This is a genomic window from Massilia sp. Root133 (genome assembly GCF_001426525.1).
Taxonomy (GTDB): domain Bacteria; phylum Pseudomonadota; class Gammaproteobacteria; order Burkholderiales; family Burkholderiaceae_D; genus Telluria; species Telluria orientalis.
Window position 1 is genome coordinate 210,590 of the sequence record NZ_LMEW01000002.1, and the last position, 13,949, is coordinate 224,538.

The 13,949-nt window shown below is 67.3% G+C and carries 14 protein-coding genes and 1 pseudogene; 10 read left to right on the forward strand and 5 right to left on the reverse strand.

The genetic code is table 11. The annotated features are described in order from the left end of the window. Positions 1-45 precede the first annotated feature (45 nt). Complete coding sequence (locus tag ASD28_RS03680; protein ID WP_056124139.1) at positions 46-2,205, forward strand: TonB-dependent siderophore receptor; 2,160 nt, start codon at positions 46-48, stop codon at positions 2,203-2,205. A 1-nt stretch (position 2,206) separates the two neighbouring features. On the opposite strand, the gene folK is transcribed toward ASD28_RS03680, so the two are convergent. From folK to ASD28_RS03705, 5 genes are read right to left on the reverse strand one after another with little or no spacing between them, the layout of a single operon-like run. Continuing rightward, a complete protein-coding gene (folK, locus tag ASD28_RS03685; protein ID WP_056124141.1) occupies positions 2,207-2,683 on the reverse strand; it encodes a 2-amino-4-hydroxy-6-hydroxymethyldihydropteridine diphosphokinase in 477 nt (158 codons plus the stop codon). Further along, a complete protein-coding gene (gene pcnB, locus ASD28_RS03690; protein WP_056124143.1) occupies positions 2,680-4,056 on the reverse strand; it encodes a polynucleotide adenylyltransferase PcnB in 1,377 nt (458 codons plus the stop codon). The genes folK and pcnB overlap by 4 nt, the downstream gene beginning before the upstream one ends. Further along, on the reverse strand, positions 4,049-4,723 hold the full coding sequence (locus tag ASD28_RS03695; RefSeq protein WP_056124147.1) for an HAD family phosphatase: 675 nt from the start codon (positions 4,721-4,723) through the stop codon (positions 4,049-4,051). The genes pcnB and ASD28_RS03695 overlap by 8 nt, the downstream gene beginning before the upstream one ends. After that, positions 4,720-5,412 (reverse strand): DnaA regulatory inactivator Hda, encoded by a 693-nt coding sequence (hda, locus tag ASD28_RS03700; protein WP_056124150.1) that lies wholly within the window; start codon positions 5,410-5,412, stop codon positions 4,720-4,722. Before hda ends, ASD28_RS03695 begins: the two co-directional genes overlap by 4 nt. A 33-nt stretch (positions 5,413-5,445) precedes the next feature. Beyond that, positions 5,446-6,528: an AI-2E family transporter gene (locus tag ASD28_RS03705; RefSeq protein WP_056124154.1), complete on the reverse strand. Its 1,083-nt coding sequence runs from the start codon at positions 6,526-6,528 to the stop codon at positions 5,446-5,448. A 148-nt stretch (positions 6,529-6,676) separates the two neighbouring features. Between ASD28_RS03705 and purM the strand changes: the two genes are divergently transcribed. The 9 genes and pseudogenes from purM to ASD28_RS33275 form a co-directional block, all read left to right on the forward strand. Continuing rightward, positions 6,677-7,720: a phosphoribosylformylglycinamidine cyclo-ligase gene (purM, locus tag ASD28_RS03710; protein WP_056124157.1), complete on the forward strand. Its 1,044-nt coding sequence runs from the start codon at positions 6,677-6,679 to the stop codon at positions 7,718-7,720. Between the two features lie 3 nt (positions 7,721-7,723). Continuing rightward, the gene (gene cysC, locus ASD28_RS03715) at positions 7,724-8,314 is read left to right on the forward strand and encodes an adenylyl-sulfate kinase (protein WP_056124160.1); all 591 of its coding nucleotides are present in this window, start codon (positions 7,724-7,726) and stop codon (positions 8,312-8,314) included. Positions 8,315-8,478: 164 nt separating this feature from the next. Then, positions 8,479-9,327: a sulfotransferase gene (locus ASD28_RS03720; protein ID WP_056124164.1), complete on the forward strand. Its 849-nt coding sequence runs from the start codon at positions 8,479-8,481 to the stop codon at positions 9,325-9,327. Continuing rightward, on the forward strand, positions 9,324-11,000 hold a 1,677-nt coding region (locus ASD28_RS32630; RefSeq protein ID WP_229412378.1), incomplete at its 3' end, for a DUF4347 domain-containing protein. The genes ASD28_RS03720 and ASD28_RS32630, both read left to right, overlap by 4 nt. A gap of 6 nt (positions 11,001-11,006) precedes the next feature. Then, positions 11,007-11,553: Ig-like domain-containing protein (locus tag ASD28_RS33255; RefSeq protein WP_373994848.1), on the forward strand; the 547-nt coding region annotated here is incomplete at its 3' end. Positions 11,554-11,669: 116 nt separating this feature from the next. Further along, on the forward strand, positions 11,670-12,116 hold a 447-nt coding region (locus ASD28_RS33260), incomplete at its 3' end, for an Ig-like domain-containing protein (protein WP_373994849.1). Between the two features lie 4 nt (positions 12,117-12,120). After that, positions 12,121-13,116, forward strand: a 996-nt coding sequence (locus tag ASD28_RS33265; RefSeq protein WP_373994850.1) for an Ig-like domain-containing protein, incomplete at its 3' end; no start/stop codon positions are given. Between the two features lie 287 nt (positions 13,117-13,403). Next, on the forward strand, positions 13,404-13,593 hold a 190-nt coding region (locus tag ASD28_RS33270), incomplete at its 3' end, for an Ig-like domain-containing protein (RefSeq protein ID WP_373994851.1). A gap of 1 nt (position 13,594) precedes the next feature. Further along, positions 13,595-13,949 (forward strand): annotated as a pseudogene (locus ASD28_RS33275) (Ig-like domain-containing protein); the annotation flags it as partial.

Consider the following 13,949-nt stretch of genomic DNA (forward strand, 5'->3'; position numbering starts at 1 on the left):
GATCTGTTCAATAACGAACTGTTATCCATCACATCGGTCCGGCACATGCTCAACACCCGTTCCACGTCATTCGCTGCTGCCCACCTGGCGGTAGCGCTGTTGTCCCTCGATGCCGCCGGCGCCGAGCCGGTCCCGCAGGCCCGGGTCGAGGTGCGCGGCTCGGCCGGGCAATACGATGCGCGGCGCGACGACACCTCGACCAGGATCGTTGTGACCCAGGAGGAACTCAAGAAATACGGCGACAGCACCGTGGCCGACGTGCTCAGGCGCCAGCCGGGCATCTCGGTCAGTGGCGGTGGTCCCGGACGGGGCGGCGAGATCCGCATGCGCGGCCTGGGCAGCGGCTATACGCAGATCCTGCTCAACGGTGAACCGGCGCCGAACGGTTTCTCGCTCGATTCGCTGGCGCCGGCGCTGGTAGAGAGAATCGACATCCTGCGCGTGGCGACCGCCGACATGAGTGCGCAATCGATCGCCGGTACCATCGACATCATCCTCAAGCGCAAGGTGCGGCAGGGGCAGCGCGACCTGAAGCTGCAGGCCGAGCATTCCAACGTGTTCTTCTCGCCGAGCGCGTCGCTGCAGATCGCGGACAAGGGCAAGGCCATGTCCTATTCCGTCGTGGCGGACGTGCGCAAGGGCAGCTTCGAACAGGATTACGACCAGGTCGAGCAAGGCTGGGACAGCGCCGGCCGGCCGGTCTTGCTGCGCAAGGTGGCGCGCAAGAACGACGGCGGGTTTCGCGCGCTGTCGCTGACGCCGCGCGTGAACTGGACGCTGGACAACGGCGACACGCTCAGCTCGCAGTCCTTCGTCCGCGTGCAGCGCTCGGACAGCCGGACCGAAGGCCACTGGAACGCCACCCTGGGCGACCTGCCCGACTACCCGAACGACCGCACCTGGCCGGACGATCGGCGCAGCCAGCTGCGGTCCGACCTCAATTGGATGCACAAGCTCGGCCAGGACGAGAAACTGGAAGCGAAAGCGGGCCTGAACGCCAGCCGTGTACGCAACCGCCAGCACGAAGCCGGCTACGACACGGCCGGGGAACGGACGCTGGACCGCGACGTGCACAACGATACGGACGGGCGCGGGGCTACGCTGACCGGCAAGTACAGCAAGTCCTACGCGAGCGGGCATCAGTTCAGCGCCGGCTGGGATGCGGCGCGCCAGTCCACCGATGCCGCGCGCGCGTCCCGCGAACTGCAAGGACTGGCCGGCACGCCGGTGCGGGACGACCGGCAGTACGACGCCACGCTGCATCGCCTCGCCTTGTATGCGCAGGATGAATATGCCATCACGCCGCGGCTGTCGACCTACCTGGGCCTGCGCTGGGAGACGCTGCGCACCCGCAGCGCAGGCAGCGATTTCAGCGCCATCCACAACACGGCCAATCTGCTGAGCCCGATCCTGCATGGCCTGTGGAAGCTGGACGGCAAACAGGACCAGCTGCGCGTCGCGTTGTCGCGCACCTACCGTGGCGTCGACCTGGCGCGTTTGATACCGCGCGTGACCCGCTCGCTGAACAACACGGAGGTCACCCCCGACACCGCCGGCAATCCGGCGCTGAAGCCGGAACAGGCGTTCGGCGTCGACGCGGCCCTGGAACACTTCGGCGGCCATGGCGAGCAGGCGAGCCTGTCCGTGTACGCGCGCCGGATCAGCGACACCATCCACGACGACACCCGCCTCGTGGCGGGCCGCTGGGAGACGACGCCCGTGAACGACGGCAGCGCACGCACGCGCGGCATCGAGTTCGACGCCAGGCTGCCGCTGCGCGCGCTGGTCGCCCGCGCCGCCAATGTCGACCTGCACATGAACGTGACGCGCAACTGGTCCAGCGTGAGCAACGTGCCCGGCCCGGACAACCGCCTGGCCGGCCAGACGCCGCTCACGGCCAACGCCGGCGTCGACTACCAGTTCGGCGCGGCCGTCAGCGGCGGCGCGAATTTCACGTTCCGCAGCGGTGGACCGCAGCGGATCTCGCGCACGACGGGCACGTATTCGACCGTCAAGCGCGAACTGGACCTGTATGCGTTGTGGAAGCTGACGCCGAAGACGCAACTGCGCGTGACCGCCGTGAACCTGTTGGCCGAACCTGCCACCGAGGAGACGCGCTACGGCGACGCGTCCGGCAGCCTGCGCAAGACGTCCGTCTACCCGTTCAGCGCCATCCTGCGCGTGGGACTGGAAACGCAGTTGTGATTCAGCCGAGCCGTTCGATCGCCTGGTCCGCGACCTGCGCGCGCAGCGCGCGCACGGCACCGCGGCCGGGAATGACGAGATCGGGCGCGACGTCGGCCAGCGGCGCGAGCACGAACGCGCGCTCGTGCATGCGGGGGTGCGGGACGATCAAGGTGGGCGCATCATCGATGACCTGGTCGCCGTAGAGGAGCAGGTCGAGGTCCAGCGTGCGCGGCGCGTTGCGGTAGGGCCGCTCGCGGCCATGCGCCTGTTCGATGGCGAACAGCGCCTGCAGCAGGGCGTGCGCATCGAGGTCGGTGTCCAGCGCGGCGACGGCGTTGACGTAGTCGTCGCCCGAGGAATCGATGGGGGCCGTGCGGTACAGCGGCGACGTCTGCCGCAATGTGGCACCCGGCAGGCGCGACAGGCGCTCGATCGCATCGAGCACGTTCGCGTGCGCGTCGCCCAGGTTGGCGCCGATGCCGACCCAGGCGATCATTCGCCGCTCGCGGCCTGCGGGGCGTCGACCGGTGCGCCGCCTTCGCCCTCGGCGCGGCGCGGGCCGCGGCGGCGCGGGCGTTTCTTCTGGCTGGACGGCTGGACGTCGCGCGCGGAATTGACCAGGCGTTCGCGCTCGGCGATGTCGCCGGCGTAGAACGTCGCCCACCAGTTGCCGATCTCCGCATCGAGCTCGCCCGATTCGCAGCGCAGCAGCAGGAAGTCGAAGCCGGCGCGGAAGCGCGGGTGCTCCAGCAATTTATACGGCGTCTTGCCGGTGCGGCGCTCGAAGCGCGGCTGCATGGCCCAGATGTCGCGCATGTCGGTCGCGATACGGCGCTGCAGGGCGAGGTTGTCGGTCTGGTTGTCGAGGACGTCGTCCGCCGCGAGGTGCAGCGCGGGGATCGGCGATTCGCCGGCGGCGCGGTAGGCGTTCCACTTTTCCAGCACCTGGTGCCACAGCAGCGACGCGAACAGGAAGCCCGGCGACACGCCCTTGCCGGCTTTTACGCGCGTATCCGTGGATTCGAGGGCCAGCGTCACGAACTTCATGCCGATCGGCTGCTCCAGCACGACGTCCAGCAGCGGCAGCAGGCCGTGGTGCAGGCCGGACGAACGCAACTCCTTCAGGCAGGCCAGCGCGTGGCCGCTCATCAGGAGCTTCAGCATTTCGTCGAACACGCGCGCGGCCGGCACGTTGTTGATCAGCGGGGCCATCACGGGGATCGGGGCGCGGGTCGCCGGTTCGATCGTGAACTGCAGCTTGGCCGCGAAGCGCACGACGCGCAGCATGCGGACCGGATCTTCGCGGTAGCGCGCTTCCGGTTGGCCGATGATGCGCAGGACCTTGGCGCGGATGTCCTCGATGCCGCCGTGGTAGTCGAGCACCGACTGCGTGGCCGGGTCGTAGTACATGGCGTTGATCGTGAAGTCGCGGCGCTCGGCGTCCTCGTGCTGCGGACCGAAGTTATTGTCGCGCAGCACGCGGCCATGTTCGTCCTTCGGCGCGTTGTCGCTGCCCTTGCCGCGGAACGTGGTCACCTCCAGCAGGTCCTGGCCGAACATCACGTGCACGATCTGGAAGCGGCGGCCGATGATGAAGGCGCGGCGGAACAGCTTTTTCACTTCCTCGGGCGTCGCGTCGGTGGCGATGTCGAAGTCCTTCGGTTTCACGCCCAGCAGCAGGTCGCGCACGGCGCCGCCGACGACGAACGCCTTGAAGCCGGCTTCCTGCAAGGTCTGGGTGACGCGCACCGCGTTGTTCGACACGAGCTTCGGATCGATGCCGTGCTGCTCCGGCCCGAGGATGACGGGTTCGGTCGGGTCGCGCTCGTCTTTGACGCCCAGGATTTTGCGGATGAATTTTTTAATCATTGAAGAGGTGCAGTGAAGTCCAGCCGAGGGCGTTGGCGTGTTGGTTCAGTTTCTCGCTCGGGTTGGTCGCCACCGGGTGCGAGACGACCGACAGCAGCGGGATGTCATTGTGCGAGTCGCTGTAGAACCAGCTGCGCTTGAAACTGTCGAACGGGCGGCCCAGGCCGTCCAGCCACGCGTGCATGTGCGTCACCTTGCCGTGGCCCTGCGTGGGCGTGCCGGCCAGCTTGCCGGTCGGGTGGCCGCGCTCGTCCAGCTCGGGGCGCGCGGCGATCAGGTGTTCGACGCCGAATTCGCGCGCGATCGGCGCGGTGACGAACGCATTGGTCGCCGTGATGATCGCCACGAGGTCGCCCGCGTCCTGGTGCTTGCGCACGAGGTCGAGGGCCTTCGGGCGGAGCGCCGGCTTGATCACTTCCCGCATGTACTGCGCCTGCAGGTCCTTCAAATGGGCCGGATCGAAGCTGGCCAGGGTGCCGAGGGCGAATTCGAGGTATTCGACCGGGTCGAGCGTGCCGGCGTTGTACTGCGCGAAGAAGGCGTCGTTGCGGCGCTGGTGTTCGGCGGCGTCGACGACTTTCTCACGCACGAGGAACTGGCCCCATTCGTAGTCGGAATCGATCGGCAGGAGGGTATGGTCGAGGTCAAACAGCGCGAGGTCGTTCATTCTTTTGTTTCGGAGTGTGGACTGCTGGGATTGCCCTGAAGCAAGAGATCACGCAGCAGCGGTACCGTGACCGGACGCTGGGTCTCGAGCGAATACTGGTCGAGGGCATCCAGCATGGTCGACAGGGAGCGCATGTCGCGCTTGAAATGGGACAGCAGATAGGGTAACACGCTGGCGGACAGCGTCAAACCGCGGGCCTCGGCGGCCTGCGTGAGGGCGGCGATCTTCTGGTCGTCGGACAGGCCGTGGATCTGGTACACGAGACCCCAGCCCATGCGGGTGCGCAGGTCTTCGCGCACCGGGAGCACGGCCGGCGGCACCGGACCCGTGCAGACCATGTAGGCGCCATGCTCGCGCACCTGGTTGAACAGGGCGAAGGCGTCGATCTGGCGCTCGGGCGACAGCTGGTCGACGTCGTCGACGAGGTACAGGCTCACGGAAGGCAGAAATACGAAGTCGTCCGCACCGCTCGTCGCCGCGATGTAGCGCGCGCCATCGGTGGCGGCGAGGCCCTGCAGCAAATGCGTCTTGCCGGCGCCCGTTTCTCCCCACAGGTAGCAGAAATGCTCGCGCGATGCGCGCTGGGCGAACTGGTGCATCAAGTGCGCCATTTCGGCATTTTCCCCTATCTGGAAGGTGTCGAGGCTTTGCGCCGGCTCGGCGCCCAAATCGAGCACCAGCTGTTTCATGGCTCGGTTCTCATCATGTCGTGTGCGTATGAACTAGGCATTATAAAAGCTGCTGCGCAGATAGTGGCGTTTCAAGTGACGGAATGCCACCATCAGCACGGCCGATGCCGGCAGCGCCAGCAGCACGCCCACGAAACCGAACAGCTGGCCGAAGGCGAGCAGGGCGAAGATCACGGCCAGCGGATTCAGCCCGATGCGCTCGCCCACGAGTCGCGGCGTGAGGAAAAAGCCTTCGATGACCTGGCCCGCGCCATAGATCACCGCGACGGCGATCACGCCGCTCCAGTCGGAAAACTGCAGGATGGCGGCCGTCAGCGCCAGCACGAGCCCCAGGCCGTAGCCCAGGTAGGGGATGAAGACGAGCAGCCCAGTCAATATGCCGACCGGCAGCGCCACCTCGAAGCCGGCCAGCGCCAGCGCGGCCGAGTAGTACAGCGCCAGCACGAGCATCACGAGCAGTTGCCCGCGCAGGTATTGGGCCAGCAGCGCGTTCACTTCCTGGGCCATGCCCACCGTCTGGCGCACCCAGCGGCGCGGGACGGCGTTTTCCAGTTGCAGCAGCAGGCGGTGCCAGTCCAGCAGCAGGTAGAACAGCACGACGGGGATCAGGATCGCCGTGGCGACCCAGCCGAGCAGGGCGCTGCCACCCACGCGCGCGGACGCGAGCACGGTCGTCCAGATCTCGTCGCTCGACGTCATGATCTGCTGCGTGAGGATGGTGCGCAGGCTGCTGCCGTCCAGCTTGATGTGGATGCCCAGCTGCGCCAGGCGGGGCGACAGGATGGTGTCGACGCGGGCGAGCGCGTCCGGGATCTGGGCTTGCAGCAGCGGCAATTCCGTGCGCAGCACCGGCACGACGATCAGCACGAGGGCAGTGACGGACGCCAGGAACGCGAGGATCACGACGACGACGGCGAGCGAACGGGGCAAATGAAGCTTGCCGAGACGCGTGCGTTCGAGCCGGTCGACGGCGCCGTTCAGGGCATAGGCGAGGATGGCGGCGGCGATGAATGGGGTGAGGATGGGCCCGAGGGCGTACAGCAGCAGACCGCAAGCGAGCCAGAGTGCCAACCAGAACGCTGACTGTTTTTGCTCCTGGCTGAGGGAAAAAGGCATGTAGTTGTTGTTCTTGACCGTTAAAACGGTGCCGGGGCAGGCCGTTTTGATAAAATAATGGATTGACCGACTGGCTGCCGCCGGTACGTGCCGTCAAATGCCCAGTTGTCAACCGCCTACTATTTTACCGCCTCCGCTGCCAAATACCATGAGCCAACCATCTAATGTTTCTCTCTCCTACCGCGACGCTGGTGTCGATATCGATGCCGGCGACGCCCTGGTCGAAGCGATCAAACCTTTTGCCAAGCGCACCATGCGCGAAGGCGTGCTCGGCGGCATCGGCGGTTTCGGTGCGCTGTTCGAAATCAGCAAGAAGTACAAGGAACCGGTCCTCGTGTCCGGCACCGATGGCGTCGGCACCAAGCTGAAGCTGGCGTTCGAACTGAACCGTCACGACACGGTCGGCATCGACCTCGTCGCCATGAGCGTCAACGACATCCTCGTGCAGGGCGCCGAGCCGCTGTTCTTCCTGGATTACTTTGCTTGCGGCAAGCTGGACGTGCCGACCGCGACCGCCGTCGTCAAAGGCATCGCCACCGGCTGCGAACAGGCCGGCTGCGCCCTGATCGGCGGCGAAACGGCCGAAATGCCGAGCATGTACCCGGACGGCGAATACGACCTGGCGGGCTTCGCCGTCGGCGCCGTGGAAAAATCGCAGATCATCGACGGCACCAAGATCGCCCCGGGCGACGTCGTGCTGGGCCTGGCTTCGTCGGGCATCCACTCGAACGGCTACTCGCTGGTGCGCAAGATCATCGAAGTGTCGAAGCCGGACCTGGAAGCCGACTTCCATGGCAAGAAGCTGTCCGACGCGCTGATGCAGCCGACCCGCATCTACGTGAAGCCGCTGCTGGCGCTGATGCAGGCGATGGAAGTGAAGGGCCTCGTGCACATCACGGGCGGCGGCCTCGTCGAAAACATCCCGCGCGTGCTGCAGGATAACCTGACGGCCGTGCTCGACAGCAAGTCGTGGACCCTGCCGCCGCTGTTCCAGTGGCTGCAGCAGCACGGCGGCGTGGCCGACGCCGAGATGCACCGGGTGTTCAACTGCGGCATCGGCATGACCGTGATCGTGTCGAAAGAGAATGCCGACGCGGCCGAAGCCCAGCTGAAGGCGGCCGGCGAGACCGTGTACCGCATCGGCGAGATCCGCGCGCGTGGCGAAGGCCAGGCGCAGACGATCGTCGAATAAGCCATGACGGCGCCCGCTGTTCCGCTGCCGCTTGGTGACGAAGAACGGCGGCGCCCCACCGGCGCGGTGGTCTGGATTACCGGACTGTCAGGCGCCGGCAAGACGACGCTGGCCCAGGCCGCCGAACGGGTCCTGTTCGAGCGTGGCTGCGGCGTGTTCGTGCTGGACGGCGACAAGGTCAGGCATGGCCTGTGCGCCGACCTCGGTTTTTCCCTCCCCGAACGATCCGAAAACATCCGCCGGATCGGCGAAGTCGCGCGGCTGTTCTACGAGGCCGGGCAGATCGTGATCGTTTCCGCCATCTCCCCGCTGCGCGCCGACCGCGCCCGCGCCCGGGCCCTGATCCCGGCCCCGTATTTCATCGAAGTCCATTGCCGTTGCCCGCTCGCCGTGTGCGAGGCGCGCGACCCCAAGGGCCTGTACCGCCGGGCGCGCGCGGGCCTGTTGCCGGAATTTACCGGCATCTCCTCGCCCTACGAGGCGCCGGATGGGCCGGAACTGGTCGTCGACAGCGCGACCACGTCCGTCGCGGACGAAGTCGCGCGCCTCGTCGACGTGCTCGAGCGGCGCGGCCTGCTTACCCAGCGCGGCTGAATGGGAACGCCGACTGTCTCGGTTTCGGAACACATTGCTGTATTTTTCGTTTTAATGTCATTTCTCTATTGCTCCACTGAAATAGCCTTTGCATGATGATGGGAATACACGGGTGATTTGCTTCATCCGGATTTATTTCCCATTTTTCATGAGTGACCATTCCAGTGTCAGCGAACAGGAAATTCCATTTCATTTCCGGCTTGCCGCGTTCCGGCTCCACGCTGCTGTCGGGCATCCTGCTGCAAAATCCGCGCTTCCATGCGGGCATGTCGAGCCCGGTCGTCGGCCTGTGCTCGTCGATCATCAGCCAGTTCAGTGCGGGTTCGGAATTCGCCCCCGTCGTCGGCCGTGACAAGCGCAAGGCTCTGCTGCGCGGCATCTTCGATGCGTATTACGCGGACGTCGACCGCGAGATCGTGTTCGATACGAACCGTGCCTGGTGCGCCAGGCTGCCCCTGCTGCTGGACCTGTTCCCACAGGCGAAGGTGATTGCCTGCGTGCGCAATGTCGCGTGGATCATGGACAGCATCGAGAAGATGGTGCGCGCCAATCCGTATGAAAACACGCGCCTGTTCGGCGCCGGCGGCGGCCGCGGCACCGTGTACAGCCGCCTCGATTTCCTGGCCCATCCGGACAACCTGGTCGGGTTTCCCTGGGCCGCGCTGCGCGACGCCTTCTATGGCGAGCATGCGGGTTCGCTGCTGCTGGTCGACTACGACCTGCTGGCCAAGGCGCCCGCCAAGGTCCTGCCGTTGATCTACGACTTCCTCGGCGAGCCGCATTTCGATCACGACTTCGACAACGTCGAGTACGACGCCGAGGACTTCGACCTGCAGGTGGGCGTGCCCGGCCTGCATCGCGTGAAGGCGCAGGTGAAATTCACGCCGCGCCGCGCCGTGATCCCGGCCGACCTGTTCGATAAATACAGCAAGATGTCTTTCTGGAATGACTCCACCGGCAGCACCGCCAACGTCGTTACCGCCCAGTCTCCACAACAAGGAAAACCTGAATGAGCTCCACTTACCTCGATGGCATCGGCGACGATCTGATCATCTCGACCGGCGCGGCGCCCGCCGCCCCGTCGCTGGATGCGGCGTTCCAGGACGTGCAACTGGCGCGGCCGCGTACCGAGATCGTCTTCATCGAAGACAACGTTGCCGATTACCAGTCGCTGGCGCAGCAATTGGGCGCCGGCCGTGAAGTCGTCATCCTCGATTCCACGGGGGACGGCGTGCACCAGATCGCCGACGCGCTGGCCGGACGGACCGGCATCGATGCGCTGCACATCATTTCGCACGGCGCGGCCGGTACCGCCAGCCTGGGCGCGCTGACGCTGGACGCGGCCAGCCTGGGCGACCACCAGGCCGACCTGAACGCCATCGGCAGCACCATGGCCAAGGACGGCGACATCCTGCTGTACGGCTGCGACACCGGCGCCGGCAGCCGGGGCCGGGCCCTCGTTGACAAGCTGGCGATTGCCACCGGGGCCGACGTGGCGGCATCGAACGACCTGACCGGCAGTGCGGCGCGGGGCGGCGACTGGCAACTGGAAGTGACGAGCGGGAAGGTGGAAACGGCCAGCGTCGGCGCGGCGGGACAGAGCCTGAGCTACGACGACGTGCTGGCGCTCACCCAGGCGACCGCCACATTCGATTTCAATTACGGCTATTCCGGGTCGTGGGGACCGCAAGGGGCAGACCTGTATTTCAGCCTGACGCAGGATGGGGCGTACCAGATCCATCTGCACAACGACGTCGCCGCGAATTTGATGACGCCCGACATGGTCCAGTACATGGTTGGGTCCTACGCCATCGCCGCGCATCCGGCCGAGGTGTCGTTCTACGCCGGCAAGGTGTTTTCGGTGACGTCGCTCGATCTGTCCCTGGACAGTTCGGGGGCGAACTACGGTTCCGGGGTCCAGCACGCCGACGTCACGATCACCGGCCTCGACGCGCACGGCAACACGGTCGACAGCAAGACTGTCGACATTGCGTACGATTTCAACAACGCCTTCTCCCAGCTCAACACGGTGACGTTCAGCGGGATGACCGAGATCACGACGCTGAAGATCGTCGTGGACAATAACTCCAGCAATTTCAAGTTCGTACTGATCGACAACGTGGCCGTCACCAACGTCCACGGGCTGGATACGACCCCTCCGACCACGACGAATGCCAGCGTCGCCTTCTCGGCCGACACCGGCGCGTCGAGCACCGACCTGATCACCCAGACCGCGGCGCAGAGCATCAGCGGCACGCTGGGCGCCAACCTGGCGTCGGACGAGCACGTCGAAGTCTCGCTGGACAACGGCGCGCACTGGACGACGGCCAGCGCCACCGTCGGTACCAACACCTGGTCGCTGAGCGCGACGCTGACTGGCAGTAATACGCTGAAAGTACGCGTGGTCGACAGCGTCGGCAACGCCGGCACGGCCGACAGCCATGCCTACACGCTCGACACGGCCGCGCCGGCCGCATCGTCGACGCCGGTGCTGGATGCCGCCAGCGACACGGGCAGCTCGCACAGTGACGGCATCACGGCCGCGACCACGCCGACCTTCACGGGTACGGCCGAAGCGGGCGCCACCGTCGACCTGTACGAAGGCAGCACGCTGCTGGGCAGCGCCGTCGCCACGGGCGGCACCTGGAGCATCGCCAGTTCGACGCTGGGCGCGGGCCAGCACACGNCGCCGGTGCTCGACGTCGCCAGCGACACGGGCAGCTCGCACAGTGACGGCATCACGGCCGCGACCACGCCGACCTTCACGGGTACGGCCGAAGCGGGCGCCACCGTCGACCTGTACGAAGGCAGCACGCTGCTGGGCAGCGCCGTCGCCACGGGCGGCACCTGGAGCATCGCCAGCTCGGCACTGGGCGCGGGCCAGCACACGGTGTCCACGATCGTGACCGATGCCGCCGGCAACGCCAGCGGCGCCTCGGGCGGCCTGACGTTCACCGTCGACCTGACCGCCCCCACGACCACCGTGGGCGGCATCGCGTTCTCGGCCGATCATGGCGCATCGAACACCGACTTCATCACGAACACGGCCGCGCAGACCATCAGCGGCACCTTGAGCGCCGCGCTGCAGACCGGCGAGCAAGTCGAGGTTTCGCTCGACAACGGCGCCAGCTGGACGGCGGCCCAGGTCAACGGTACGGCCTGGTCGCTGGCGGCCACGCTGGCCGGCAGCGGCACGCTGCAGGCGCGCGTGGTCGACGCCGTCGACAATGCCGGGCCGGNCCAGGTCAACGGTACGGCCTGGTCGCTGGCGGCCACGCTGGCCGGCAGCGGCACGCTGCAGGCGCGCGTGGTCGACGCCGTCGACAATGCCGGGCCGGTGGCCTCGCAGGCCTATGTGCTGGACACGGCTGCGCCGACGGTGACGATCACCAGCGACGCCGCCGCGCTCAAGGCCGGCGAGACCGCCACCGTCACGTTCACGTTCAGCGAAGACCCGGGCGCGAGCTTTACCTGGGACGGCACGCAGGGCGACGTCATCGTCAGCGGCGGCACGCTGTCCGCCATCAGCGGTTCGGGACTGGTGCGCACGGCGACCTTTACGCCGGACGCCAGCACGGACGGCGGCACCGCCAGCATCACGATCGGCGCCGGCAGCTATGCCGACGCGGCGGGCAACACGGGCGGCGTGGGGACGACCCCGTCGCTTCACTTCGACACGCTGGCGCCGGCGGTACCGCTGGCCCACCTGTCGCCGCTCAGCGACAGCGGCGCCATTCCGGTCGACGGCGTGACCACGGTCGTCACGCCGACCTTCGACGGCTTCGCCGAAGCCGGTTCCACCNCACCTGTCGCCGCTCAGCGACAGCGGCGCCATTCCGGTCGACGGCGTGACCACGGTCGTCACGCCGACCTTCGACGGCTTCGCCGAAGCCGGTTCCACCATCACGTTGTACGATACCGACGGCACCACGGTGCTGGGCAGCACGGTCGCCACCAACGGCTTCTGGTCGATCACGTCGTCGACGCTGAGCGAGGGCGTACACACGATCACCGCCAGGGCGAKCGATGCCGCCGGCAACGMGAGCGCCGCATCGATCGGCACGCACGTCACGATCGACACGACGGCACCGGACGCGCCGTCGACGCCGACGCCGGGCGCCACCACGACCAGCGACACGACCCCGACGTTCACGGGCACGGCCGTGGCGGGCACCGCCGTCGACCTGTTCGATACCGACGGCACCACGGTGCTGGGCTCGACCGTTGCCGACGGCAACGGCGCCTGGAGCATCACGGCCACGACGATGGGCGAGGGCACGCATACGGTGACGGCCAAGGCCACGGATCTGGCCGGTAACACCAGCRCCGCCTCGCCGGCGCAGRGCGTCACGATCGACACCACCGCGCCGGCCGCATCGYCGRCGCCGGTGCTSGAYGYCGCCAGCGACACGGGCGTATCGAACAGCGACGGCATCACGGCCGCGACCACGCCGACCTTCACGGGTACGGCCGAAGCGGGCGCCACGGTCGACCTGTACGAAGGCAGCACGCTGCTGGGCAGCGCCGTCGCTACCGGCGGCACCTGGAGCATCGCAAGTTCGACGCTGGGCGCGGGCCAGCACACGGTGTCCACGATCGTGACCGATGCCGCCGGCAACGCCAGCGGCGCCTCGGGCGGCCTGATGTTCACCGTCGACCTGACCGCCCCCACGACCACCGTGGGCGGCATCGCGTTCTCGGCCGATCATGGGACATCGGGCACCGACTTCATCACGGACACCGCGGCACAGACGATCAGCGGCACCTTGAGCGCCGCGCTGCAGACCGGCGAGCAAGTCGAGNGCCCACGACCACCGTGGGCGGCATCGCGTTCTCGGCCGATCATGGGACATCGGGCACCGACTTCATCACGGACACCGCGGCACAGACGATCAGCGGCACCTTGAGCGCCGCGCTGCAGACCGGCGAGCAAGTCGAGGTCTCGCTGGACAACGGCACCAGCTGGACGGCGGCCCAGGTCAACGGTACGGCCTGGTCGCTGGCGGCCACGCTGGCCGGCAGCGGCACGCTGCAGGCGCGCGTGGTCGACGCCGTCGACAATGCCGGCCCGGTGGCCTCGCAGGCCTATGTGCTGGATACGGCGGCGCCGACGGTGACGATCACCAGCGACGCCGCCGCGCTCAAGGCCGGCGAGACCGCCACCGTCACGTTCACATTCAACGAAGATCCGGGTGCGAGCTTCACCTGGAACGGCACGCAGGGCGACGTCATCGTCAGCGGCGGCACGCTGTCCGCCATCAGCGGTTCGGGCCTGGTGCNCGAAGATCCGGGTGCGAGCTTCACCTGGAACGGCACGCAGGGCGACGTCATCGTCAGCGGCGGCACGCTGTCCGCCATCAGCGGTTCGGGCCTGGTGCGTACGGCGACCTTCACGCCGGACGCCAACACGGACGGCGGCACCGCCAGCATCACGATCGGCGCCGGCAGCTATGCCGACACGGCGGGCAACGTCGGCGGCGCGGGGACGACCCCGTCGCTTCACTTCGACACGCTCGCGCCGGTGGTACCGCTGGCGCACCTGTCGCCGCTCAGCGACAGCGGCGCCATTCCGGTCGACGGCGTGACCACGGTCGTCACGCCGACCTTCGACGGCTTCGCCGAAGCCGGTTCCACC

Bases quoted from the DNA above. Each gene is read 5' to 3' on its own strand.
- purM (WP_056124157.1), top strand. From the start codon at position 6,677: ATGAGCCAACCATCTAATGTTTCTCTCTCCTACCGCGACGCTGGTGTC.
- ASD28_RS03680 (WP_056124139.1), top strand. From the start codon at position 46: ATGCTCAACACCCGTTCCACGTCATTCGCTGCTGCCCACCTGGCGGTA.
- folK (WP_056124141.1), bottom strand. From the start codon at position 2,683: ATGATCGCCTGGGTCGGCATCGGCGCCAACCTGGGCGACGCGCACGCG.
- ASD28_RS03705 (WP_056124154.1), bottom strand. From the start codon at position 6,528: ATGCCTTTTTCCCTCAGCCAGGAGCAAAAACAGTCAGCGTTCTGGTTG.
- ASD28_RS03695 (WP_056124147.1), bottom strand. From the start codon at position 4,723: ATGAACGACCTCGCGCTGTTTGACCTCGACCATACCCTCCTGCCGATC.
- cysC (WP_056124160.1), top strand. From the start codon at position 7,724: ATGACGGCGCCCGCTGTTCCGCTGCCGCTTGGTGACGAAGAACGGCGG.
- pcnB (WP_056124143.1), bottom strand. From the start codon at position 4,056: ATGATTAAAAAATTCATCCGCAAAATCCTGGGCGTCAAAGACGAGCGC.
- hda (WP_056124150.1), bottom strand. From the start codon at position 5,412: ATGAAACAGCTGGTGCTCGATTTGGGCGCCGAGCCGGCGCAAAGCCTC.